At 52.5% G+C, this 23,982-nt stretch carries 20 protein-coding genes; 17 read left to right on the forward strand and 3 right to left on the reverse strand.

What is annotated here, in order from left to right:
* Nucleotides 1-40: 40 nt before the first annotated feature.
* The 3 genes from mupP to RGV06_RS22965 all read right to left on the reverse strand — a co-directional run bounded on the left by mupP (nt 41) and on the right by RGV06_RS22965 (nt 2,809).
* The gene (gene mupP / locus RGV06_RS22955; protein ID WP_322151525.1) at nt 41-712 is read right to left on the reverse strand and encodes an N-acetylmuramic acid 6-phosphate phosphatase MupP; all 672 of its coding nucleotides are present in this window, start codon (nt 710-712) and stop codon (nt 41-43) included.
* 3 nt (nt 713-715) lie between these two features.
* Nucleotides 716-1,414 carry a bifunctional 2-polyprenyl-6-hydroxyphenol methylase/3-demethylubiquinol 3-O-methyltransferase UbiG gene (gene ubiG / locus RGV06_RS22960; RefSeq protein ID WP_019826788.1) on the reverse strand — a complete coding sequence of 233 codons (699 nt, stop codon included), beginning with the start codon at nt 1,412-1,414 and terminating at the stop codon, nt 716-718.
* Nucleotides 1,415-1,477: 63 nt separating this feature from the next.
* Complete coding sequence (locus tag RGV06_RS22965; protein WP_322151527.1) at nt 1,478-2,809, reverse strand: TRZ/ATZ family hydrolase; 1,332 nt, start codon at nt 2,807-2,809, stop codon at nt 1,478-1,480.
* A 107-nt stretch (nt 2,810-2,916) separates the two neighbouring features.
* Here RGV06_RS22965 and mtnA point away from each other — a divergent pair, with 107 nt between their 5' ends.
* The 17 genes from mtnA to RGV06_RS23050 all read left to right on the forward strand — a co-directional run bounded on the left by mtnA (nt 2,917) and on the right by RGV06_RS23050 (nt 23,948).
* On the forward strand, nt 2,917-3,993 hold the full coding sequence (mtnA, locus tag RGV06_RS22970) for an S-methyl-5-thioribose-1-phosphate isomerase (RefSeq protein WP_322151529.1): 1,077 nt from the start codon (nt 2,917-2,919) through the stop codon (nt 3,991-3,993).
* 400 nt (nt 3,994-4,393) lie between these two features.
* Nucleotides 4,394-7,057, forward strand: coding sequence for a DNA gyrase subunit A (gene gyrA / locus RGV06_RS22975; protein WP_322151531.1), 2,664 nt, complete (start codon nt 4,394-4,396; stop codon nt 7,055-7,057).
* Between the two features lie 216 nt (nt 7,058-7,273).
* Nucleotides 7,274-8,359 (forward strand): 3-phosphoserine/phosphohydroxythreonine transaminase, encoded by a 1,086-nt coding sequence (gene serC, locus RGV06_RS22980; protein WP_019826781.1) that lies wholly within the window; start codon nt 7,274-7,276, stop codon nt 8,357-8,359.
* Nucleotides 8,359-9,453 carry a prephenate dehydratase gene (gene pheA, locus RGV06_RS22985; RefSeq protein ID WP_016780245.1) on the forward strand — a complete coding sequence of 365 codons (1,095 nt, stop codon included), beginning with the start codon at nt 8,359-8,361 and terminating at the stop codon, nt 9,451-9,453. The genes serC and pheA overlap by 1 nt, the downstream gene beginning before the upstream one ends.
* Nucleotides 9,454-9,464: 11 nt before the next feature.
* Nucleotides 9,465-10,577 carry a histidinol-phosphate transaminase gene (gene hisC, locus RGV06_RS22990; RefSeq protein WP_019826778.1) on the forward strand — a complete coding sequence of 371 codons (1,113 nt, stop codon included), beginning with the start codon at nt 9,465-9,467 and terminating at the stop codon, nt 10,575-10,577.
* 4 nt (nt 10,578-10,581) lie between these two features.
* Nucleotides 10,582-12,813, forward strand: a complete 2,232-nt coding sequence (locus RGV06_RS22995; protein WP_198821152.1) for a bifunctional prephenate dehydrogenase/3-phosphoshikimate 1-carboxyvinyltransferase — start codon at nt 10,582-10,584, stop codon at nt 12,811-12,813.
* Complete coding sequence (gene cmk, locus RGV06_RS23000; RefSeq protein ID WP_416194569.1) at nt 12,813-13,496, forward strand: (d)CMP kinase; 684 nt, start codon at nt 12,813-12,815, stop codon at nt 13,494-13,496. The genes RGV06_RS22995 and cmk overlap by 1 nt, the downstream gene beginning before the upstream one ends.
* 126 nt (nt 13,497-13,622) lie before the next feature.
* The gene (rpsA, locus tag RGV06_RS23005; RefSeq protein ID WP_019826775.1) at nt 13,623-15,317 is read left to right on the forward strand and encodes a 30S ribosomal protein S1; all 1,695 of its coding nucleotides are present in this window, start codon (nt 13,623-13,625) and stop codon (nt 15,315-15,317) included.
* Nucleotides 15,318-15,654: 337 nt separating this feature from the next.
* The gene (gene ihfB, locus RGV06_RS23010; protein ID WP_003447108.1) at nt 15,655-15,951 is read left to right on the forward strand and encodes an integration host factor subunit beta; all 297 of its coding nucleotides are present in this window, start codon (nt 15,655-15,657) and stop codon (nt 15,949-15,951) included.
* A gap of 24 nt (nt 15,952-15,975) precedes the next feature.
* Entirely contained in the window at nt 15,976-16,227 is a 252-nt protein-coding gene (locus RGV06_RS23015) for a lipopolysaccharide assembly protein LapA domain-containing protein (protein ID WP_322151536.1), read from the forward strand.
* 1,212 nt (nt 16,228-17,439) lie between these two features.
* Complete coding sequence (rfaH, locus tag RGV06_RS23020) at nt 17,440-17,961, forward strand: transcription/translation regulatory transformer protein RfaH (RefSeq protein ID WP_416194585.1); 522 nt, start codon at nt 17,440-17,442, stop codon at nt 17,959-17,961.
* A 163-nt stretch (nt 17,962-18,124) separates the two neighbouring features.
* Nucleotides 18,125-19,012, forward strand: a complete 888-nt coding sequence (gene rfbA / locus RGV06_RS23025) for a glucose-1-phosphate thymidylyltransferase RfbA (protein ID WP_019826767.1) — start codon at nt 18,125-18,127, stop codon at nt 19,010-19,012.
* Between the two features lie 2 nt (nt 19,013-19,014).
* Entirely contained in the window at nt 19,015-19,569 is a 555-nt protein-coding gene (rfbC, locus tag RGV06_RS23030) for a dTDP-4-dehydrorhamnose 3,5-epimerase (protein WP_019826766.1), read from the forward strand.
* Between the two features lie 150 nt (nt 19,570-19,719).
* Nucleotides 19,720-20,292 carry an acyltransferase gene (locus RGV06_RS23035; protein ID WP_019826764.1) on the forward strand — a complete coding sequence of 191 codons (573 nt, stop codon included), beginning with the start codon at nt 19,720-19,722 and terminating at the stop codon, nt 20,290-20,292.
* Nucleotides 20,279-21,409, forward strand: a complete 1,131-nt coding sequence (rffA, locus tag RGV06_RS23040) for a dTDP-4-amino-4,6-dideoxygalactose transaminase (RefSeq protein WP_019826762.1) — start codon at nt 20,279-20,281, stop codon at nt 21,407-21,409. The genes RGV06_RS23035 and rffA overlap by 14 nt, the downstream gene beginning before the upstream one ends.
* Nucleotides 21,410-21,415: 6 nt before the next feature.
* Complete coding sequence (locus tag RGV06_RS23045) at nt 21,416-22,699, forward strand: O-antigen translocase (RefSeq protein ID WP_322151538.1); 1,284 nt, start codon at nt 21,416-21,418, stop codon at nt 22,697-22,699.
* The gene (locus RGV06_RS23050) at nt 22,683-23,948 is read left to right on the forward strand and encodes a glycosyltransferase family 4 protein (protein WP_322151539.1); all 1,266 of its coding nucleotides are present in this window, start codon (nt 22,683-22,685) and stop codon (nt 23,946-23,948) included. Before RGV06_RS23045 ends, RGV06_RS23050 begins: the two co-directional genes overlap by 17 nt.
* Nucleotides 23,949-23,982: the final 34 nt, after the last annotated feature.

The raw sequence follows: 23,982 nt of genomic DNA on the forward strand, positions 1-23,982 counted from the left end.
AAAACCTCAACAAAAAACGAAGATCGTCAGCGGGCGCTTTTCAGCAACTGCACATCGCGTTATCCAGCACTTTGCGCAACTCGCTCGGGTGATCGACTACCACGTCGGCACCCCAGTGGTCGGGGTTGTCATCGGGGTGGATGTAACCAAAGCGCACGGCAGCAGTTTTGGTTCCGGCGTCCCGTCCGGACTCAATATCGCGCAGGTCGTCACCGACAAACAGGACGCTGGCCGGGTCTAGGTCCAGCATTTTGCAGGCCAGGATAAGCGGCTCGGGGTCAGGTTTGCTGTGGGTGACGTGATCCGGGCAGATCAGCAGGGCCGAACGTTGCGCCAGGCCCAGTCGCTCCATGATCGGCTGGGCAAAACGTACAGGCTTATTGGTGACGACGCCCCACACCAGATGCGCTTTTTCGATATCGGCCAGCAACTCTTCCATGCCATCAAACAGCTTGGTGTGCACCGCGCAATCGAGCTGGTAGCGCTCAAGGAACTCCTGGCGCAATTGTTCGAAGCCTGGCGCCAGCGGGTCCATGCTGAACGTCGCTGCTACCATTGCACGCGCCCCCCCGGAAATTTCGTCGCGTATCAGCTTGTCGGCGATGGGGGGCAGATCGCGGTCTGCCCGCATGGCCTGACAGATCGCGATAAAGTCCGGCGCGGTGTCGAGCAGGGTGCCGTCCATGTCAAAAAGAACTGCTCTTAAACGCATGTGTTACTCCTCGCGAAGGGTCTGGATCATGTAGTTGACGTCAACATCGGCGGCCAGTTTGTAGTGCTTGGTCAGCGGGTTGTAAGTCAGGCCGATGATGTCCTTGACGCTCAGGCCGGCCTGACGGCTCCAGGCACCCAGTTCGGAAGGGCGGATGAACTTCTTGAAGTCGTGGGTCCCGCGGGGGATCAGCTTCATGATGTATTCAGCGCCGATGATCGCGAACAGATAGGATTTCGGGTTGCGGTTGATGGTCGAGAAAAATACCTGGCCGCCGGGTTTGACCATGCGGTAGCAGGCGCGAATCACTGAGGCCGGATCAGGCACGTGTTCCAGCATTTCGAGGCAGGTGACCACATCGAACTGCTCTGGCATTTCGACGGCCAGGTCTTCGGCGGTGATCTGGCGGTATTCAACACTCACGCCAGATTCAAGCTGATGCAGTTGCGCCACGGCTAATGGTGCTTCGCCCATATCGATGCCCATCACGGTTGCGCCGCGCTGAGCCATGGACTCGCTGAGAATGCCCCCTCCGCAACCTACATCGAGGACTTTTTTGCCTGCCAGTTGCACGCGCTCATCAATCCAGTTGACGCGCAGCGGGTTGATATCGTGCAGCGGCTTGAACTCGCTTTCACGGTCCCACCAGCGATGGGCTAGCGCTTCGAATTTGGCGATCTCGGCGTGGTCAACGTTGCTCATGGGTAAATCCTCTAAAGCCTAATAATCTGGTAAAGCTCCGGGCGCAGGCCCGAAGGTACTGAATCAATGAGTATGGCCGCTTATGCGTTCGCCCCAGGACCTGGCTGTTGCGCCGAGCTGTTGCTCGTCCAGTCGGGTCAGGCGCCGATCATCCAGCAGTTGTTTGCCTGCAACCCACAGGTGTTTCACGCAATCGCGGCCAGTGGCGTAGATCAGCTGTGAGACGGGGTCGTAGACAGGTTGTTGGGCCAGTCCGCTGAGGTCAAATGCAACCAGGTCAGCGGCTTTTCCGACTTCTATGGAGCCAGTGTCGTTTTCAATACCCAGGGCGCGTGCGCCGTTGAGCGTTGCCATGCGCAGAGCGCGGTGTGCGTGCAGCGCAGTGGCCGAGCCGGCGACAGCTTTGGCCAGCAAGGCTGCCGTGCGGGTTTCGCCAAGCAGGTCGAGGTCATTGTTGCTAGCGGCGCCGTCGGTGCCGATCGCCACATTGACCCCAGCTTGCCACAAGCGCTCTACCGGGCAGAAGCCGCTGGCCAGTTTCAGGTTGGACTCAGGACAATGAATCACGCTGGAGTTGCTTTCTACCAGCATAGCCAGGTCGTCATCGCTGATCTGGGTCATGTGCACCGCCTGGAAGCGCGGGCTCAGCAAGCCCAGGCGCGATAGGCGGGCGATGGGGCGCTCGGCATGCTGTTCGACGGCCTGATGCACTTCAAAGGCGGTTTCGTGGACGTGCATATGAATGGCGGCGTCCAGTTCATCGGCGATCACCCGGATTTTTTCCAGATTTTCGTCGCCGACGGTGTAGGGCGCATGGGGGCCAAAAGCAATTTTGATCCGCGGGTGAAACTTCAGGTCAGCGAACAGTTCGACCGCCTGGCGCAGGGATTCGTCTGTGTTGCTGGCGCCGGGAATCGGGAAGTCGAGAATCGGGATTGCGATTTGCGCACGAATGCCGCTCTTGTGGACACACTCACTGGCGATTTTCGGGAAAAAATACATGTCGCTGAAGCAGGTGATGCCGCCCTTGAGTTGCTCGGCGATCGCCAGGTTGGTGCCGTCGCGCACGAAGTCTTCATCGACCCACTTGGCCTCGGCGGGCCAGATGTGCTGCTCCAGCCAGGTCATCAGTGGAAGGTCATCAGCCATGCCGCGGAACAATGTCATCGCCGCGTGGCCGTGGGCATTGATCAGTCCCGGACTGAGCAGCATGTCAGGCAGCTCTCGGGTTTCGGTGGCCGTGAACTTAAGGGCTTGCTGGCGCGGACCTATGAAAACAATGCGACCGTCCTTAATGCCAACGCCATGCTCCTTGAGTACGACACCGGCCGGCTCTACAGGCACCAGCCAGGTGGGTAGCAGCAATAAGTCCAGGGGGGTGGTCGGGGTCGGCATCGAAAACAGTTTCCAGTGCGTTGCAAAAGGAGGCGAAGTATACCCGAGCGTCTTAAGGGTGGGCTCGCTATAATCGGCAGCTTTGTTTCTGGGTGATGGGGTAAGGCATGCGCGATCGACTGTTGGCTGCGGAAAAGGTTAAGGCCATCGATTGGCGGGACGACGCCCTGTATCTGCTGGATCAACGCAGCTTGCCCCTTGAAGAGAACTGGCTGGCGTACACCCGTGTTGAGGGTGTAGCTCAAGCGATTCGCGATATGGTCGTGCGGGGTGCCCCGGTGATTGGTATCGCCGCGGCCTACGGTGTAGTGCTGGCTGCCCGTGTGCGCAAGGCGCAGGGTGGTGACTGGTTGGCTGCGCTCGAGGAGGATTTCACCCTGCTGGCAGACTCGCGTCCTACCGCGGGGAATCTGTTTTGGGCGTTGAATCGCATGCGTGACCGGCTGGCCCGTGCCAAAACCCGTATAGATGTCTTGCAGGTGCTTGAAGCCGAGGCTGTCGCCATTCAAGAGAGTGATCGTGAAGCCAACCTGACGATGGCGCAGTTGGGGGTCGATGTGATCCGCCGCCATCAAGGCAATGCGCAGGCTGTACTGACCCACTGCAACACCGGTGCGTTGGCCACCGGTGGTTTTGGTACGGCGCTGGGGGTGATCCGGGCTGCCTGGCTGGAGGGCATGATCGAGCAGGTGTATGTCGACGAAACCCGGCCCTGGTTGCAAGGCTCGCGCCTGACCGCGTGGGAGCTGGCCAATGAGGGTATTCCGGTGGTACTCAATGTGGATGCCGCGGCGGCACACATTATGAAAACTAAAGGCCTGACCTGGGTGATTGTGGGGGCTGACCGAATTGCGGCCAACGGCGATGTGGCAAACAAGATAGGTACCTACCAGCTGGCGGTTAATGCCATGCACCATGGCGTGCGCTTTATGGTCGTGGCCCCCAGCTCGACGATCGATATGGAGCTGGCCTCGGGTGATGACATTCCTATTGAAGAGCGTGACGGCAGCGAAGTGCTGGAAGTGGGTGGCAAGCGGGTGGGTGCCGATGTGCCGGCATTCAATCCGGTCTTTGATGTGACGCCTGCCGACCTGATCGACGTGATCATTACCGAGAAGGGCGTGGTAGAGCGTCCGGATGCGGCAAAAATGGCTCAATTGATGTGCCGCAAGCGGTTGCATTGAGGCGCTAGCCTGTAGCCGCGGGTGCAGGGACCAGGCCGTGTCCGGTTATACGACTGCTTTGCAGTCGGACGTAGCCTCGCGCTGCTCATCAACTGCTACGAAACCTTGCGTTCTTTTGTAGTATTCAGGCACTCAAATCCCCTTCAGAGCCCCTCTGAGCCCCTTCAGGCCGACACGCGTCATTCCATGCGCATCTGAGGGATAGGTGCGTGGCGGCGATTGTGATAACATTCGGCGGTTTCCAGGGTAGCCCGCAAGGGTTGCCCTTACTGCGCAAATCCGTGACATAACTTGTTGATTTGTCGTAAGTCGTTGCGTGGCACGTGGCCAGCGGCGGCGAGCTTCGTTCGTCCCGAATGGATGTGGCGAAGTTTCACCCGAAAAAGGAATCAGGCTTCTCATGGGCGAACTGGCCAAAGAAATCCTCCCGGTCAATATCGAAGACGAGCTGAAACAGTCCTACCTCGACTACGCGATGAGCGTAATTGTCGGGCGAGCACTGCCTGATGCACGCGATGGCTTGAAGCCCGTGCACCGGCGTGTGCTGTTTGCGATGAGCGAACTGAACAACGACTGGAACAAGCCGTACAAGAAATCTGCCCGTGTGGTCGGTGACGTAATCGGTAAGTATCACCCGCACGGTGATACCGCTGTTTATGACACCATCGTTCGAATGGCTCAGCCATTCTCCCTGCGCTACCTGTTGGTAGACGGTCAGGGCAACTTCGGTTCGGTCGACGGCGATAATGCGGCTGCGATGCGATATACCGAAGTGCGCATGACCAAGTTGGCCCACGAACTACTGGCCGACTTGCACAAGGAAACCGTGGATTGGGTGCCGAACTACGACGGCACGGAAATGATCCCGGCCGTCATGCCGACGCGAATTCCCAATTTGTTGGTCAACGGTTCCAGCGGTATCGCTGTGGGCATGGCCACCAACATTCCCCCGCACAACCTGGGTGAAGTCATCGACGGTTGCCTGGCGCTGATCGATAACCCGGAGTTGAGCATTGATGAGCTGATGCAGTTCATTCCGGGCCCGGACTTCCCAACCGCTGCGATCATTAACGGTCGCGCCGGTATCATCGAAGCCTATCGCACCGGTCGTGGCCGTATTTACATGCGCGCCCGCTCGATGATCGAAGACATCGACAAGGTCGGTGGTCGTCAGCAGATCGTGATCACTGAACTTCCTTACCAGTTGAACAAGGCGCGTTTGATCGAAAAGATCGCCGAGCTGGTTAAAGAGAAGAAGCTCGAAGGTATCACCGAGCTGCGCGACGAGTCTGATAAAGACGGTATGCGTGTTGTGATCGAACTGCGCCGCGGTGAAGTGCCTGAGGTTATCCTTAATAACCTCTACGCCCAGACCCAGTTGCAAAGTGTTTTCGGTATCAACATCGTTGCGCTGATCGACGGCCGTCCACGCATCCTTAACCTCAAGGATCTGCTGGAAGCGTTCGTTCGTCACCGCCGTGAAGTAGTTACCCGCCGTACTGTTTTCGAACTGCGCAAAGCCCGTGAACGTGGTCATATTCTTGAGGGGCAGGCGGTTGCCCTGTCCAACATCGACCCGGTCATCGCGCTGATCAAGGCCTCGCCAACCCCGTCTGAAGCCAAGGAAGCTCTCATCAGCACGCCTTGGGAGTCGAGTGCGGTAGTAGCCATGGTTGAGCGTGCCGGTGCCGATTCGTGCCGCCCCGACAACCTTGATCCGCAATATGGCCTGCGCGAAGGCAAGTACTTCCTGTCGCCAGAGCAGGCTCAGGCGATTCTTGAATTGCGCCTGCACCGTTTGACCGGCCTTGAGCACGAGAAGCTACTGGCCGAGTACCAGGAAATCCTCAACCAGATCGGTGAGCTGATCCGCATCCTGAACAGCGCCGAGCGCTTGATGGAAGTGATCCGTGAGGAGCTGGAAGTCATTCGTGCTGAATACGGCGATGTGCGCCGTACTGAAATCCTGGATCACCGTCTTGACCTGACACTGGGTGACATGATTCCGGAAGAAGAACGTGTTGTAACCATTTCCCATGGTGGCTATGCCAAGACCCAGCCGTTGGCTGCGTATCAGGCCCAGCGTCGTGGCGGTAAAGGTAAATCGGCTACTGGCGTCAAGGATGAGGATTACATCGCTCATCTGCTGGTCGCCAACAGTCACACCACGCTGCTGCTGTTCTCCAGCAAAGGCAAGGTGTACTGGCTCAAGACGTATGAAATCCCTGAAGCGTCCCGCGCGGCCCGTGGTCGTCCGCTGGTCAACCTGTTGCCGCTGGGTGAGGGTGAGTACATCACCACCATGCTGCCGGTCGAGGAATACACCGAAGGTCACTTCATCTTTATGGCAACCGCTAACGGTACCGTGAAGAAGACCCCGCTGGAATCCTTCAGCCGTCAGCGCAGCGTTGGCTTGATCGCGCTGGAACTGGACGAAGGCGACGTGCTGATCAGCGCTGCGATCACCGATGGTGAGCGCGAAGTCATGCTGTTCTCCGATGGTGGTAAGGTCACTCGCTTTAAAGAGTCCGATGTACGTGCCATGGGCCGTACTGCTCGCGGCGTGCGCGGCATGCGTCTGCCAGAAGGTCAGAAGCTGATTTCGATGCTGATCCCTGAAGAAGGCAGCCAGATCCTCACCGCTTCGGCGCGTGGTTATGGCAAGCGCACGGCGATCAGTGAGTTCCCTGAATACAAGCGTGGCGGTCAAGGCGTTATCGCCATGGTCAGCAACGATCGTAACGGCCGTCTGGTCGGTGCGGTTCAGGTGCAGGACGGCGAAGAGATCATGCTCATCTCCGATCAGGGCACTCTGGTGCGTACCCGTGTCGACGAAGTGTCGAGCCTGGGTCGTAACACTCAGGGCGTCACCTTGATCAAGCTTGCCAGTGATGAAACGCTGGTAGGGCTTGAGCGGGTTCAGGAACCTTCGGAAGTTGAAGGTGAAGAGCTTGAAGGTGAGGGTGAAGGCGGTACAGAGTTCGACGGTGAGGCCATCATCGATGGCGTTGACGACGAGCAGCCGCTAGAGGCTGGCGCTGACGAAGAAGAGCCGCAGCAATAAGCGGACACACAGGGGGGCGGATGAGAATTCGCCCCCTTGTTGTATGTCCAGAATGAAAGTTCGTGACACTGTGGGGGCGAGCCTGCTCGCGATGGCATCAGTGCGGTATATCAGATAGACATTACTGCCTGTATCGCGAGCAAGCCCGCTTCTACAAATAACAATGTGTCGAGTGTTGATTTATTGCGTGACCACCAAATCAGAGTGAGAGTGGAAGTGAGCAAACGAGCCTATAACTTCTGCGCAGGTCCTGCTGCGCTACCTGAAGCTGTCCTGTTGCGTGCCCAGTCCGAGTTGCTCGACTGGCATGGCAAGGGCCTCTCGGTCATGGAGATGAGCCATCGCAGCGATGAGTTCGTATCCATTGCGACCAAGGCTGAGCAGGATTTGCGTGACCTGCTGTCTATTCCCTCGAACTACAAAGTCCTGTTTCTGCAAGGCGGCGCAAGCCAGCAATTTGCTCAGATTCCGCTGAATCTGCTGCCTGAAAATGGCAAGGCGGATTACATCGATACCGGTATCTGGTCTCAGAAGGCCATTGAAGAAGGTTCGCGTTTCGGTCACATCAACGTGGCAGCCAGCGCCAAGCCTTACGATTACTTTGCGATTCCCGGTCAGAACGAGTGGAACCTGTCCAAAGACGCGGCCTACGTTCACTACGCGCCAAACGAAACCATTGGCGGTCTGGAGTTCGACTGGATTCCGCAAACGGGCGATGTGCCACTGGTCGCAGACATGTCCTCGGACATTCTGTCGCGTCCGGTAGATGTTTCCCGTTTCGGCATGATCTACGCAGGCGCCCAGAAAAACATTGGTCCGAGCGGTATCGTGGTGAACATCATTCGTGAGGACCTGCTGGGTCGTGCGCGTTCGATCTGCCCGACCATGCTCGATTACAAGGTCGCAGCCGACAACGGCTCGATGTACAACACGCCGCCAACGCTGGCTTGGTACTTGTCCGGCCTGGTGTTCGAGTGGCTGAAAGAGCAGGGTGGTGTTGAGGCTATCGGCAAGCTTAATGAAGTCAAAAAGCGCACCCTGTACGACTTCATCGACGCCAGTGGTCTGTACAGTAATCCGATCAATGTGTCTGACCGGTCCTGGATGAACGTCCCGTTCCGTCTGGCGGATGATCGTCTGGACAAGCCATTCCTGGTGGGTGCCGAGGCGCGCGGGCTGCTGAACCTCAAAGGGCATCGCTCGGTGGGTGGCATGCGTGCTTCGATCTATAACGCTGTGGATATCAATGCGGTTAATGCGTTGGTGGCTTACATGGCAGAGTTCGAAAAGGAACACGGCTAATGTCCGAACAAGAACTCAAGGCGCTACGACTGCGCATCGACAGCCTGGACGAAAAGGTTCTGGAGCTGATCAGCGAGCGGGCGCGCTGCGCCCAGGAAGTAGCGCGAGTCAAAATGGCTTCGTTGGCTGAAGGCGAAGTGCCGGTATTTTACCGGCCTGAGCGTGAGGCTCAGGTGCTCAAGCGCGTCATGGAGCGTAATAAAGGCCCGTTGGGCAACGAAGAGATGGCGCGACTGTTTCGCGAAATCATGTCTTCTTGCCTGGCGTTGGAGCAGCCACTGAAAGTGGCTTATCTCGGCCCGGAAGGCACCTTTACCCAAGCCGCCGCGATGAAGCACTTTGGTCATGCGGTCATCAGCAAACCAATGGCCGCCATTGATGAAGTGTTCCGTGAAGTTGCAGCGGGTGCGGTGAATTTTGGTGTGGTGCCGGTGGAAAACTCCACCGAAGGCGCGGTCAACCACACGCTCGACAGCTTCCTTGAGCATGACATGGTGATCTGTGGCGAAGTCGAGCTGCGTATCCACCACCACCTGCTGGTGGGTGAAAATACCAAGACTGACAGTATCAGCCGTATCTACTCCCATGCGCAGTCGCTGGCTCAGTGTCGCAAGTGGCTGGATGCGCATTACCCGAATGTCGAGCGTATTGCGGTGTCGAGCAATGCCGAGGCTGCCAAGCGGGTTAAGGGGGAGTGGAACTCTGCCGCGATTGCAGGCGATATGGCTGCAGGGCTGTATGGTTTGACCCGGCTTGCCGAAAAAATTGAAGATCGTCCGGATAACTCCACGCGGTTCTTGATGATCGGCAGTCAGGAAGTCCCGCCTACCGGCGACGACAAGACTTCAATCATTGTTTCGATGAGCAACCGTCCTGGTGCGCTGCATGAATTGTTGGTTCCGTTTCATGAAAACGGGATCGACCTGACGCGCATTGAGACGCGTCCTTCGCGTAGCGGTAAATGGACCTATGTGTTTTTTATCGACTTTGCTGGCCATCACCGCGACCCACTGGTTAAAAGTGTCCTGGAGCAAATCAGTCAAGAAGCTGTAGCGCTTAAAGTGTTGGGTTCTTACCCGAAAGCGGTTCTCTGAGGCGATAAAACATGAGCGGTGATTTCCTCGCCCTGGCACAGCCGGGCGTGCAACAACTTTCGCCTTACGTCCCGGGAAAGCCTGTGGATGAGCTGGCGCGTGAACTGGATCTTGATCCGGCCACAATTGTTAAGCTAGCCAGTAACGAAAATCCTTTGGGTGCGAGCCCCAAGGCGCTCGAAGCCATTCGCACCGAGTTGGCAGAGCTGACACGCTATCCGGATGGCAATGGTTTTGCGCTCAAGAGCCTGCTGGCTGAACTGTGCTCAGTGCAGCTGGATCAGGTAACGCTGGGCAATGGTTCGAACGATATTCTGGAGCTGGTGGCTCGTGCTTATCTGGCGCCAGGCCTGAACGCCGTATTCAGTGAGCACGCGTTTGCGGTCTATCCGATCGTTACCCAGGCAGTGGGCGCGCAGGCACGGGTCGTACCGGCCAAGGATTGGGGGCATGACTTGCCTGCCATGCTTGGCGCTATCGACAGCAATACCCGTGTGGTGTTCATTGCCAACCCGAACAACCCGACCGGAACCTGGTTTGGCGTCGATGCGCTGAACGAGTTCTTGCAGGATGTTCCCGAGCACGTCCTCGTGGTGCTGGACGAAGCCTATATCGAGTACGCCCAAGGCGGTGATCTGCCGGACGGTCTGGAGTTTTTGTCGGCGTATCCCAACTTGCTCGTTTCGCGCACGTTCTCCAAGGCTTATGGTCTGGCCGCCCTGCGAGTGGGTTACGGCCTGTCGACTGCAGTGGTTGCTGACGTGCTGAATCGCGTCCGTCAGCCATTCAACGTCAACAGCCTGGCTTTGGCCGCCGCGTGTGCGGCCCTGAAAGATACGGATTACCTGACTCAAAGCCGACGGCTAAATGAGGCCGGGATGCAGCAGTTGCAGGACGGATTTCGGGAGTTGGGCTTGGGCTGGATTCCATCCAAGGGCAACTTCATCGCTCTGGACCTCGGTCGTGAGGCGGCTCCCGTCTATCAGGGGTTGTTGCGCGAAGGGGTGATCGTGCGTCCGGTCGCCAACTACGGCATGCCGAACCATTTGCGTATCACTATTGGTTTGCCGGCGGAGAATATCCGTTTGCTTGAGGCGCTGGCCAAGGTTCTTGCTCGTGGTTGATGTAATGTCTGTGCAATCTGTTAAACCTGTCATCGGTCGCTTGGTCGTTGTCGGCCTGGGCCTGATTGGCGGTTCTTTCGCCAAAGGGATGCGTGAGAGCGGTTTGTGCGCGCAAGTCGTCGGTGTTGATCTTGATCCCGAGTCCTGTGCCATGGCTGTGGAGTTGGGCGTGGTCGATCGTTGTGAGGCGGATCTGGCAACTGCCTGTGTAGGCGCTGACGTGATTCAGTTGGCGGTGCCGATTCTGGCCATGGAGAAAATGCTTGGCCTTTTGGCTGGCATGGACCTTGGTCAGGCAGTGATCACGGATGTGGGCAGCGCCAAGGGCAATGTCGTGCGTGCTGCCGCACATGCATTTGGTGGTATGCCCGCGCGTTTCGTCCCGGGTCACCCTATTGCCGGCTCTGAGCAAAGCGGTGTCGAGGCCTCGAACGCCAGCCTGTTTGAGCGCCACAAGGTTATTTTGACGCCTGTGGCCCAAACCGATGCTGATGCGCTGGCCCTGGTCGATGAAATGTGGCGCGCCCTGGGTGCAGATGTTGAGCATATGCAGGTCGAGCGCCATGACGAGGTGTTGGCTGCAACCAGCCATTTGCCTCACTTGCTGGCTTTCGGGCTGGTGGACTCTCTTGCCAAGCGCAACGAGAATCTGGATATCTTCCGTTACGCAGCGGGTGGCTTCCGTGATTTCACAAGAATCGCGGGTAGCGACCCGGTAATGTGGCATGACATTTTTCTCGCGAATCGCGAGGCGGTGCTGCGCACATTGGATACATTTCGCAGTGATCTCGACGCTTTGCGCGACGCGGTCGATGCAGGGGATGGGCATCAATTGCTGGGCGTCTTTACACGCGCCCGGGTTGCCCGCGAGCATTTCAGTAAAATCCTGGCCCGCCGGGCATATGTGGACGCTATGAATTCCAACGATCTGATTTTTTTGGCAAATCCTGGTGGTCAAGTTACTGGCCGGATCCGCGTACCAGGCGACAAATCCATATCTCACCGCTCGATCATGCTCGGCTCCTTGGCCGAAGGCACAACCGAGGTGGAAGGTTTCCTTGAGGGTGAAGATGCCCTGGCAACGCTGCAAGCATTCCGCGATATGGGAGTGGTCATTGAAGGCCCCCACCATGGTCGTGTGACCATTCATGGAGTTGGCCTGCATGGCTTGAAAGCTCCGCCGGGCCCCATTTATCTGGGGAACTCGGGTACTTCGATGCGTCTGTTGTCTGGCCTGCTGGCCGCGCAAAGCTTTGATACTACCCTGACCGGTGACGCTTCCCTGACCAAGCGGCCGATGAATCGTGTAGCCAACCCACTGCGCGAAATGGGCGCCGTGATCGAGACCGCAGCTGAAGGTCGTCCGCCAATGACTATCCGCGGTGGTCACGCTCTGAAAGGCATGAGCTACACCTTGCCGATGGCCAGTGCTCAGGTTAAGTCTTGCCTGTTGCTGGCGGGCCTGTACGCAGAAGGCAAGACTTCGGTCACCGAGCCTGCGCCGACTCGCGATCACACCGAGCGCATGCTGCAAGGTTTCGGCTACCCGGTTACGGTTGATGGTCCTACTGCTTCGGTTGAGTCGGGCCATAAGCTGACCGCGACACATATTGAAGTGCCGGGCGATATTTCGTCGTCGGCGTTCTTCCTGGTGGCTGCTTCGATCGCCGAAGGTTCGGATCTGCTGCTTGAGCACGTAGGTATCAATCCCACCCGTACTGGCGTTATCGACATTTTGCGTCTCATGGGGGCCGATATCACCCTTGAGAATCAGCGGGAGGTGGGCGGTGAGCCAGTAGCCGATCTGCGTGTGCGTGCCGCCAAGCTGAAAGGGATCGAAATTCCTGAAGAGCTGGTGCCGTTGGCGATTGATGAGTTCCCGGTGCTGTTCGTGGCGGCTGCGGTTGCCGAGGGTCGTACGATCCTGCGTGGCGCAGAAGAGTTGCGGGTCAAGGAGTCTGATCGGATTCAGGTGATGGCGGATGGTTTGCTGGCGCTGGGTGTGAAGTGCGAGCCGACACCAGATGGCATCATCATTGATGGCGGCACTATCGGTGGCGGTGAGGTTCATGGTCACGGCGATCACCGTATTGCGATGGCCTTTAGCGTGGCGTCGTTGCGTGCGACCGCTCCAATACGTATTCACGACTGCGCTAACGTGGCGACCTCGTTCCCGAACTTCCTTGCGCTGTGCAAGCAAGTGGGTATGCGTGTAGCTGAAGAGGCGAACTCGTGATGGTTTCGGCACCGGTCATTACCATCGACGGTCCTAGCGGTTCCGGTAAAGGTACGGTTGCCGGGATCCTGGCCAAGCGCATGGGGTGGAACTTGCTGGATTCCGGTGCCTTGTACCGCTTGCTGGCGTTTGCTGCAGGTAATCACGGTGTTGCACTCGACAATGAGGCGCTACTGGAAAAATTGGCGGCGCATCTTGATGTGCAGTTCGTCGGGGCGACCGACGGCAAGCCAGCTCGCATCATTCTGGAGGGCGATGAGGTGACTCACGCCATTCGCAGTGAGGCGGTTGCAGCTGGGGCCTCGAAAGTCGCGGCTTTGCCGGCTGTTCGGGATGCTTTATTGCAGCGACAGCGTGCTTTTCAGGAGTTTCCAGGCCTGGTTGCCGATGGTCGTGACATGGGTACGGTGGTATTTCCTGATGCCCCGTTGAAGGTTTTTCTGACGGCTAGCGCTGAAGAGAGAGCCCGTCGCCGTTACTTGCAGTTGAAGGCGAAGGGCGATGATGTTAGTCTCTCGGGTCTGCTAGATGAGATTCGTGCCCGCGATGAGCGTGATACGCAGCGTGCAATAGCCCCGCTAAAACCGGCGGCTGATGCCATACAGCTGGACTCTACGGAGTTATCCATCGAGCAGGTGCTGGAACGCATCATGAGTGAAATCGCACTTCGCGATATTGCCTGATGACCAAGAAAGCGTGCAGGAGACCAGAAATAGTCCTGCGTGCCTTCTTTTATATAAACGTAACCCACATTGTCTGGAATGTGGCAGATGGGCGTATTCCTTCGCCCTTGATCAACAGGAATTAAAATGAGCGAAAGCTTTGCAGAACTCTTTGAAGAAAGCCTAAAAACCCTGAATCTTCAGGCTGGCTCGATCATCACCGCTATCATCGTTGATATCGATTACCAAGCTGGTTGGGTTACCGTTCACGCTGGTTTGAAGTCTGAAGGCCTCATCCCGCTGGAGCAGTTCCACAACGACGCTGGCGAACTGAACATCAACATCGGTGATGAAGTTCACGTTGCGCTGGACGCGGTCGAAGACGGCTTTGGCGAAACCAAGCTGTCCCGTGAAAAAGCCAAGCGCGCTGAATGCTGGATCGTTCTGGAAGCAGCCTTCGCAGCAGAAGAAGTGGTCAAGGGCGTTATCAACGGTAAGGTTAAAGGCGGCTTCACTGTCGACGTTAACGGCATCCGTGCGTTCCTGCCAGGTTCTTTGGTTGATGTTCGTCCAGTGCGCGACACCACGCACCTGGAAGGCAAAGAGCTGGAATTCAAGGTCATCAAACTTGACCAGAAGCGCAACAACGTTGTTGTTTCGCGTCGCAGCGTTCTTGAAGCAGAGAACTCGGCTGAGCGTGAAGCTCTGCTGGAATCCTTGCAAGAAGGCCAGCAAGTTAAAGGTATCGTTAAAAACCTCACGGATTACGGCGCATTTGTCGATCTGGGCGGCGTCGATGGCCTGCTGCACATCACCGACATGGCTTGGAAGCGTATCAAGCATCCTTCCGAAATCGTCAACGTTGGCGACGAGATTGATGTCAAGGTTCTGAAATACGATCGCGAACGCAATCGTGTTTCCCTGGGCCTCAAGCAGCTGGGCGAAGATCCATGGGTTGCTATCAAAGCCCGTTACCCAGAAAGCACTCGTGTTACCGCTCGTGTAACTAACCTGACTGACTACGGCTGCTTCGCAGAGCTGGAAGAAGGCGTTGAAGGTCTGGTGCACGTTTCCGAAATGGACTGGACCAACAAAAACATCCACCCTTCGAAAGTCGTACAAGTCGGCGACGAAGTGGAAGTTATGGTTCTGGACATCGACGAAGAGCGTCGTCGCATCTCCTTGGGCATCAAGCAGTGCAAATCTAACCCATGGGAAGATTTCTCTGGCCAGTTCAACAAGGGCGATAAAATCTCCGGCACTATCAAGTCGATCACCGATTTCGGTATCTTCATTGGTCTTGACGGCGGCATCGACGGCCTGGTTCACCTGTCCGACATCTCCTGGAACGAAGTTGGCGAAGAAGCCGTACGTCGTTTCAAGAAGGGCGACGAGCTTGACACCGTTATCCTGTCTGTTGATCCAGAGCGTGAGCGCATCTCCCTGGGTATCAAGCAGCTGGAAAGCGATCCGTTCTCCGAGTACGTACAAGAGAACGACAAAGGCGCAATCGTTAAGGGCATCGTGAAAGAAGTTGACGCTAAAGGCGCCATCATCACTCTGGCCAACGATATCGAAGCTACTCTGAAAGCGTCCGAAATCAGCCGTGACCGCATCGAAGATGCACGTAACGTTCTGAAAGAAGGCGAAGAAGTAGAAGCCAAGATCATCAGCGTTGATCGCAAAAGCCGCGTAATCCAACTGTCCATCAAGTCGAAAGACGTTGAAGACGAGAAGGAAGCAATCCAGAGCCTGCGCGACAAGCCAGCTACCTCTGAGATCGCTGCTGGTCCGACCACTTTGGGCGACCTGCTGCGTGCACAAATGGAAAAACAGAACTAAGTTCTGATTGACCATTAAAAAGGGCGACTTCGGTCGCCCTTTTTTGTGCCTGCGATTTAAGTGCGGAAAATCCATTCATTCATGATTTCCTGTGTGGGCGCGGCTACTGGTCGCCCATGCGCTGGCCTGGGAAGAACGCGCGTATATGTCGCGCGAGCTGTGAGAGGTCCTGGAAGGGGGTTGTTGTCGACTATGGTTATGGCTTAAGCCTGATGGGTGTCTTGAGAGGGGGTCGATGTTTGCAAAGATAAGTCAATCCCTGGGCTGTTCAAAATCAATTGATCATGCTAAAACCTTTGAAGCGCTGATCTAGCTGCTTGAAAAAGAAGGGAAAAATATGACGAAGTCGGAGTTGATCGAACGAATTGTCACCCATCAAGGGCTGCTCTCATCCAAGGATGTAGAGTTGGCCATCAAGACTATGCTTGAACAAATGTCCCAATGCTTGGCGACCGGTGATCGGATCGAAATCCGTGGTTTTGGCAGCTTCTCGCTGCATTATCGAGCACCCCGCGTTGGTCGCAATCCCAAGACTGGCCAGTCAGTCAGTCTGGATGGAAAATTTGTTCCTCATTTCAAACCGGGCAAAGAGCTACGGGATCGAGTCAATGAAGATGAGGAAGACGACATTTAATCCTTCAGGGAACAGGAGTTGCCGATGCGTAGCGTCAAACGTGCAGTGTTAGTGGTGCTTGCCCTGATCATAATTTTCGGGATTGTGATCTTCATCCTCGAAAACCAGCAGCCCACGGCATTGGTCTTTTTGGGTTGGCACACTGCTCAGCTGCCGCAATCGCTGTTTTTTATAGGTGCCTTGCTGGTAGGTATGGCGATTGGACCGGCAATAGGTTTTGTGGCCTTCAGGCGCAAAGCTGCCAGGTCAAAGCGCAAGGTGTTGGTCGAGTCCTGAGACCGCTTTAGAGGTCTCTCATAGGGTTAATATGGGAGGCTCTTGCGCGCTGACTGGTAAACGAAATTTAAAGTGCGCGATCAATATAAACGTGCAATACAAGATATTTCCTACAAGTTGACTGTATGTATTGTTAGGTGTCCTTGATTGAGTACCGGGAACCTTTTTTCTGGGTCTCAGGTGCTTGCTTTTGTGCTCAAGCGTTTCGCTTAATTGAGACTGTAATTTTTTAGTGATCAAGCAATCTTTATGTTCCAGCAGAACATTGTCTAATCAGGTGAGAATGCTCACCTTGTCCAAAGCTGCATGGCATCTCAAATAAACAATGCGAATGCAGTTCCGTGTGCCGTGGTAAGCGTGAATGTATGACTGACTTCGCCTAGGTTTCAGGCATACGTATTGACGGTCTTGCCGTGAATTAACAGAGCAAACTGGTAAATTTAGCGAATATTAATGGTCGGCGTGCGATATGGTTTTCCATCCGGTCGTCGCAAGCTGTGTCATATGAGTCATATTATCAAGTGGATACCTGCAAACCATGTGCTCATGGCTGCTATTCAATTGGCAGTGTTTGTCCCTGATCAGAGAGAGTAGCTAGAAAACGCAATTTACGCATAATGCTCTGAGATCGTCGGAAACTCTGGACGCCTTTTGAACATTCGGCTTGTATCGGGGTAAGGGAGTAAGTGCACATTTCCTTGCCCTCGAAATTACTACTGGCGGGATGTGAGCCAGTGGTCGCATAGTCAACTATACCTCAAGGTCAAGCTGAGTAACCGAAGGCATAATGTGGTCTTTACTGGCATTCAGGCATGAGGAACACCGGCGTGGCGATACAAAAGTATGGCCCGCAAGTCGGTTTTGTTGAAATGGGGGAGGAGCGCTGTATCATTCGTGCAGGCGATTGCACTTTTGGTGGTTGTTCAGCTATGCAGATCAGCATACGTGTGCAGTTTTGTCTCCGGATTTGGCAAATGTCCGGGGCAGATACGTTTGATGTGTAGTGAAAGAGAAGCAAAACGATTTTTAGCTACAGAGCTAGCAGGGCTGTATAGATTGTACAAAAAATACGACGATGTATAAGCCACTGCGGGCTAATGGCCCTGCTGCGAATCAACCTCGTAGCGATGATCAGAACCCAATTGCGGCCATTGGCGCATGCGCTGCACGATGGTAAACACGGAAGAACCTATTAATGAATGACCCATGCACATGACAAGCAGCGCAGTAACCCAGGACCCCGTCGCATCCGGGCCCGGCGACTGGTATCTGGTGCAATGCAAGCCCAGGCAGGACGAGCGTGCAGAGGAAAACCTTCTGCGACAGGGCTATGAGTGCTCACGTCCCGCCTGCCGACGCGAACGACGGGTACGCGGCCAGATGCAGCACGTCCAGGAATCCCTCTTTCCGGGTTATCTTTTTATTCACATGCCTCAAGGTGCCAACTGGGCTCCCTTGCGTTCTACGCGCGGCGTAGCGCGCGTTGTCGCCTTTGGCGGCCGCCCCCTGGCTGTCAGTCATGAGTTGGTAGCGCAACTACAAGATCGTGCAGACAGCCACATCATCACCGCGTTTAAGCCCGGTGAAAAAGTCACCATTCTTGATCAAGGCTTTGCAGGCATTGAATCCATATTCATGACTATGGATGGCGAAGAAAGAGTTATTTTGCTTATCAATTTAATGAATCGTCAGCAACAGATCAGTTTGCCTTTGGCGAGTATCACTAACCGTTAAATAAAAAACTCTGGTCATGGCCGGGGCAAAAAAACAGAACGCGTTCTCAGGAAATTGACGATGAATCCTGGGGCGGTAGCGTGTTTTGTAAAAAATCGAATTCAGTCATCACCTGTATGAATGACAGGCGATGCACCCCAATAGTTAAGGAAGTGCTTTAACAATGACCTCCCTCAAACGCAAAGGCATCATCCTCGCTGGCGGTTCAGGTACGCGTCTGCATCCACTCACGCTGGGTGTGTCCAAGCAGATGCTGCCGATTTATGACAAGCCAATGATCTTCTATCCGCTGTCAGTACTGATGCTGGCGGGTATGCAAGAAATCTTGATCATCTCAACACCAGAAGATTTACCTTGCTTCAAAAAACTGCTGGGTGACGGTAGTCAATACGGTATTGAACTGAGCTACGCCGAGCAGCCTAGCCCCGATGGATTGGCACAAGCCTTTATCATTGGCGAAGAGTTCATTGGCAAAGATCCGGTCTGCTTGATCCTCGGCGACAACATATTTTACGGCCAGAATTTTTCTGGCAACCTGCGCTCCGCTATGTCCCAGGAAACAGGTGCCACCGTCTTTGGCTACCATGTTTCGGACCCGGAGCGTTTTGGTGTTGTTGAGTTTGATGGCACAGGCCGTGCACTGAGCATTGAAGAAAAGCCAGCAAAACCCAAGTCCAACTACGCGGTGACAGGGTTGTATTTCTACGATAATCAAGTGGTGGAAATTGCAAAAAATATCAAGCCATCTTCGCGGGGAGAGCTTGAAATTACTGACGTCAATCGCGCTTATCTTGAGCAAAACAGTCTGACGGTTGAAATGCTGGGACGTGGTTTCGCATGGCTGGATACCGGTACTCATGAGTCTTTGCTGGAGGCCAGTCACTTCGTGCATACCATCGAACAGCGTCAGGGCTTGAAAGTGGCTTGTTTGGAGGAAATTGCTTTCAATAAGGGGTGGATAACACCCGAAATGCTAGAGTTTCAGGGAAAGAAATTTGAAAAGACAGGATATGGACGGTATCTGTTGAATATGTTCTTGGAAGCTAAATAAAGATGAAAATCACGAGAACCAATATTCCGGATGTGCTGGTCATAGAACCTGTTATTTTCAAGGATTCACGGGGTTGGTTTATGGAAACCTTTAACGAAAGAGATTTCTATAAAAGTTTAGAGTCTTTGAATCTTTCCATGCCTAAAGCTTTTGTACAGGATAATCACTCGTGCTCATCTAAATCTGTCTTGAGGGGGTTGCATTTTCAAGCAGCGCCGTATGCGCAAGGGAAGTTAGTGCGGGTCGTAAGAGGCGCTGCATACGATGTGGTTGTCGACATAAGAAAGTCATCGAAAACCTACCTGCAGTGGTTCGGAATTGAGTTGAATTGTAGCAATAATTTGATGTTATGGATTCCAGAAGGTTTTGCGCATGGGTTCGTGGCACTAGAAAACGATACACATTTTTTGTATAAGACTACGGATTATTATCACAAGGATTCCGAGCGAACCATTTTGTGGAGTGATCCCGCTTTGAACATTAAATGGCCGGATTTAGGTGGATTTAAGATTAGCGACAAAGATTCTCAAGCGTTAACTCTTGAGTCCGTCATTTAAAATAAGATCATTGCGATGATTGATTGTGTGGCTGTGCTTGTAGGTGAATGATAATTAGTGCTTGTAAGGTATAATATCGCACCTGTTTGAATCTGAGCACAGTTATCGAGCGGTAGCCTCCAAGGTTCTCTTGGCACATAGGGTGAATGAATGTCATACCTGACGGAAGAGCAACTCCACTCATCTGGATTCAAAAGTCTAGGGCAGGGCGTAAAAATCAGTGATAAGGCAAGTATCTATAATGCTTGCGAGATTGAAATCGGTGATTTTTCCCGGATTGATGATTTTTGTGTGATTTCTGGAAAGGTTAAAATTGGAAAGTATAATCACATCACCCCTATGTGTTTGGTCGCGGGTGGGGTGGCAGGCATTATTTTTGAGGATTTCTGCACCTTGGCCTATGGTGTGAAAATATTCTCTCAGTCAGATGATTATACAGGCGAAACGTTAACTAATTCTTTAATCCCCAAGAAATATAAAAATGAGAAGTTCTCAGCTGTTTTGTTGCAGCGTCATGTGATCGTTGGTGCGGGTTCAACTATCCTTCCTGGCGTTACCATTGCAGAAGGGTGTTCTGTAGGTGCCATGGCATTAGTCACCAAGAGCACTGACGTATGGGGGATATATACAGGTGTGCCGGCCAAGCGAATAAAAGAGCGAAAAAAAGATCTTTTATTGTTAGAAGTTGAATTTCTAAAAGAGCAAAATAATGATCCCGTTTAATAGACCTCTTTATACTGGTAATGAAGATAAATACGTTACTGCCGCTATGCGTAGCGCTAAAATGTCTGGCGATGGCGAATTTGGTCAACTTTGCCATCGATGGTTCGAAGAGCATCTGGGCTGCGCGAAAGCGCTCTTGACGCCTTCGTGCACACACGCTCTGGAAATGGCTGCCATTCTTATTAATATTCAACCTGGCGACGAAGTCATTATGCCAAGTTATACATTCGTCAGCACGGCGAATGCGTTTATTATGCGTGGTGCTAAGGTCATATTCGTCGATGTCAGGCCAGATACTATGAATATAGATGAAACCTTGATTGAAGCGGCCGTCACAGATAAAACCAGAGCTATTGTTCCAGTTCATTATGCAGGTGTTGGGTGTGAGATGGACGCGATAATGGCTATCGCAACTCGTCATGGGCTTTATGTAATTGAAGATGCGGCACAGGGGATGATGTCGACCTATAAGGGGAAGCCACTTGGAACCATTGGTCACTTGGGAACCTACAGCTTTCACGAGACTAAAAATTATACAAGTGGAGGGGAGGGTGGCTTGCTCATTATTAATGATACATCGCTAGTAAATAGGGCCGAAATAATACGGGAAAAGGGTACGAATAGGGGGCAGTTTTGGAGGGGGATGGTCGATAAATATACATGGGTCGATATTGGAAGTAGTTACTTGCCCTCTGAATTACAAGCGGCGTATCTGTATGGGCAGCTATTATGCGCAACAGAAGTCAATGAAGACAGGCTGCGGACGTGGAAAATATACTATGAGGCCTTTGCGGGATTTATTGATAAGGTAGAGCTACCTAGTGTTCCGGAAAGCTGTGTACATAATGCACATATGTTTTACATAAAGTTAAAGGACCTAGGCGCAAGAACGAAATTCATCGAGGGGATGAAAGCTCGTAATGTAATGACGGTTTTTCACTATGTACCTCTGCACTCTTCGCCTTGTGGTAAACGGTGTGCTGCCTTGTCAGGGGTTGATAAGTTCACGACCTCTGAAAGTGAAAAGCTGGTCAGGCTCCCGATGTGGGGTGGTATGTTGCCAGAAGAGCGTAATCAGGTAATTCGTGCTGCTGCAACTGTGCTAGCTGAAATCTAAACGCCCATGAAGGTATTGAATGGTGCCATTTTAACAAGCTGTGCTCACTTGTCCCGAATCGTCATGGGATTAGTGCTGATTAAAATAATAGCTTTCTATCTTGGCGCAGATGGCATGGGGCAGTTGGGCCAATTTATGAGCATGTCGACCATGGTTTATATGGTCGCTGGAGGAGGGATTACCAACGCAGTTATTAAGTATGTGGCAGAATATGCATCCTGTCCGAAACAACTTTTGCGGTTCTTGTCTACCGCGACAACCTACTCCGCCGTTTTTTGTGGTGTTTTTCTTTGTCTTGGCGTAATTTTCTCCCAATCCTTAGCTGTAGTAGTTTTCAATGACCCCGGCATGTATTGGGTCATTATTGCACTGGCATGTATTCAACCTTTGTTTGCTTTTGTAAATTTGGTTATTGGCGTTAGTAATGGGCTGATGCAAACAGAGGTCTATTCTAAGATACAAATTATAGGGAGTGCCCTGGCTGTTCCTATCATATGGAGTCTTGTGGTTCAGTTTGGTTTAGTTGGTGCGATACTTTCAGTTCTCGTTATGTATGTAATTACCTTTGGGCCGGCTTTTTATTTTTATTGCAGGTCAGCTTTTTTCGGAAAAGTGAAAATACGAAAACTCAAATTAATCGAGTTTACACGTCTATCAGCCTTTACGGTGATGATGTTGACAAGTGCCTTAACTTTCCCTGTGGTGGAAATGATTATAAGGCATGTTTTAATCGATTCGGCGGGGTATACCTCAGCGGGGATCTGGCAAGGCGCTATTAAACTTTCAGGCGCTTATCTTGGCTTCTTTACGGTTTTTCTAGCGTACTATTTTGTACCTACTATCTCACGGCTTGATGATAGGAAAACTATTGGTCGTATTACGCTCAAGTATTTAATTTTGATGGCGATGTTGTTCAGTGTTGGTGCAGCTGTATTCTATATGGGGCGTAACTTTCTAATTCCTCTCATCCTGGCAGATAGTTTCAATTCGCTGGGTGATGTTGTGATTTTTCAATTGCTCGGTGATCTTTTTAGAGTTTCATCCTACGTAATCGGTTTTGTGGCTGTTGCCAAGGCAGCGACAAAAATTTATATTGCGGCCGAACTCGTGCAGAATGGTTTGTTCTTGTTGCTTTCAATGATGATGTTGCACCTCTATGGGGATATTAGGGCGGTTATGATTGCTTATGCCGTTTCATATATTATTTATTTTGCGCTCTCTACAGTGTGCTTTGGTATTTATCTGAAGGGTTCACCCTTGCCTAGGAAAGTCAATGCTTCTAGTAGCTAATGTTTTAGAACTTAACGGTGGAACAACTTTTATTTTGAGAGTGGCAAGGGAATTTAAAAAAAGAAACAGGAGGATTGGCGTTTTAGTTCTGATGGATAAAGTGAATGATGGGCTACAGAAAAGTATTGCTCAGTATGCAGACGTTTACTACCTAAAAGATATTGCACATAAAGTCTACGTGCCGTTAATGTACTCTCCACTGGGTATTTTTGCTCCTCTGAATTTTTCGAAAATTTTAAATCTCGTAAATATCTATAATGGGCATGTGCACGTTATGGGTGTTTTCGGTTTGCTTTTTGTTAAGCGATGTTTGGATGCTCTAAACGTTGAGTTTAAAATATCTTTCGGTATCTATCATCAGAATGAAGTCATGTTTGATGGCGTTCCATATTATTTTGCAAAAAATGCAAAAATGTTGTTTGGGCTACTTCCGCCAGAGAGTATAGTTTTTTTTAACGAGAAAAATCGCTCTTCATATGAAAAGTTTTTCGACAATGACTATTCAAAATCTACCATTGTTCCTATAGGCATAGAGATGCCAAGGGCAGAGGTTAAGTTATTAGGAAAGGCTGATTCTAATCGTTTAGTGTCAATTGGGAATTTATATGCATTCAAATCATATAACCGGCATATTATTTCTTTGTTGCCTCAGCTGAGCAAGATCCGTCCGGATTTAATATACGAGATATACGGTACGGGTGAATATGAACCTGAATTACGAAAGCTGGTGTCCTACTTAAAGTTGGAGTCCGCTGTTCAGTTTAAAGGAAGCATTGCATACGAAGATATGCCGAGGGTTCTAGACGGTGCATTGGCATTTGTTGGTAGCGGTACAGCTATTCTAGAGGCTGCTGCCTTGGGTGTACCTGCGGTCATTGGCATTGAGTCGACCGATCAACCAATAACCTATGGGTTGTTGAGTGATATTAAGGGGCTTTCATATAATGAATTTGACACCAACCAAATAACTCGATCGATCAAGGATGTTTTGATTCAGCTAATGCTTAGTGCTGAAGGTTGGGAAACGGCAGCGATGGCATGTAAAGTCAAGTCGACTTCTTTTAGTATCGAACAAACTGTTGATGGGTTTATTGCACTAGAAAATTCAAATATGAATTTAAAATTATTTAAAGATCAGCGCTATGTGAATAGTGTCGGGTTATTTTCTTTTCTAATATGTGCGATTAAACATTCAGTTTTCGATGATAAGACGTTTTCAACACGTAGAGAGCAAGGGACGTTGAAATAACCATAAAGAGTAGAAGGTTGCAGCTTGTTTAATA

It is taken from the genome of Pseudomonas sp. CCI3.1 (assembly GCF_034313985.1).
GTDB classification, from domain to species: domain Bacteria; phylum Pseudomonadota; class Gammaproteobacteria; order Pseudomonadales; family Pseudomonadaceae; genus Aquipseudomonas; species Aquipseudomonas psychrophila.

Bases quoted from the DNA above. Each gene is read 5' to 3' on its own strand.
- mupP (WP_322151525.1), bottom strand. From the start codon at position 712: ATGCGTTTAAGAGCAGTTCTTTTTGACATGGACGGCACCCTGCTCGAC.
- ubiG (WP_019826788.1), bottom strand. From the start codon at position 1,414: ATGAGCAACGTTGACCACGCCGAGATCGCCAAATTCGAAGCGCTAGCC.
- RGV06_RS22965 (WP_322151527.1), bottom strand. From the start codon at position 2,809: ATGCCGACCCCGACCACCCCCCTGGACTTATTGCTGCTACCCACCTGG.
- mtnA (WP_322151529.1), top strand. From the start codon at position 2,917: ATGCGCGATCGACTGTTGGCTGCGGAAAAGGTTAAGGCCATCGATTGG.
- gyrA (WP_322151531.1), top strand. From the start codon at position 4,394: ATGGGCGAACTGGCCAAAGAAATCCTCCCGGTCAATATCGAAGACGAG.
- pheA (WP_016780245.1), top strand. From the start codon at position 8,359: ATGTCCGAACAAGAACTCAAGGCGCTACGACTGCGCATCGACAGCCTG.
- hisC (WP_019826778.1), top strand. From the start codon at position 9,465: ATGAGCGGTGATTTCCTCGCCCTGGCACAGCCGGGCGTGCAACAACTT.
- RGV06_RS22995 (WP_198821152.1), top strand. From the start codon at position 10,582: ATGTCTGTGCAATCTGTTAAACCTGTCATCGGTCGCTTGGTCGTTGTC.
- cmk (WP_416194569.1), top strand. From the start codon at position 12,813: ATGGTTTCGGCACCGGTCATTACCATCGACGGTCCTAGCGGTTCCGGT.
- rpsA (WP_019826775.1), top strand. From the start codon at position 13,623: ATGAGCGAAAGCTTTGCAGAACTCTTTGAAGAAAGCCTAAAAACCCTG.
- ihfB (WP_003447108.1), top strand. From the start codon at position 15,655: ATGACGAAGTCGGAGTTGATCGAACGAATTGTCACCCATCAAGGGCTG.
- RGV06_RS23015 (WP_322151536.1), top strand. From the start codon at position 15,976: ATGCGTAGCGTCAAACGTGCAGTGTTAGTGGTGCTTGCCCTGATCATA.
- rfaH (WP_416194585.1), top strand. From the start codon at position 17,440: ATGACAAGCAGCGCAGTAACCCAGGACCCCGTCGCATCCGGGCCCGGC.
- rfbA (WP_019826767.1), top strand. From the start codon at position 18,125: ATGACCTCCCTCAAACGCAAAGGCATCATCCTCGCTGGCGGTTCAGGT.
- rfbC (WP_019826766.1), top strand. From the start codon at position 19,015: ATGAAAATCACGAGAACCAATATTCCGGATGTGCTGGTCATAGAACCT.
- RGV06_RS23035 (WP_019826764.1), top strand. From the start codon at position 19,720: ATGTCATACCTGACGGAAGAGCAACTCCACTCATCTGGATTCAAAAGT.
- rffA (WP_019826762.1), top strand. From the start codon at position 20,279: ATGATCCCGTTTAATAGACCTCTTTATACTGGTAATGAAGATAAATAC.
- RGV06_RS23045 (WP_322151538.1), top strand. From the start codon at position 21,416: ATGAAGGTATTGAATGGTGCCATTTTAACAAGCTGTGCTCACTTGTCC.
- RGV06_RS23050 (WP_322151539.1), top strand. From the start codon at position 22,683: ATGCTTCTAGTAGCTAATGTTTTAGAACTTAACGGTGGAACAACTTTT.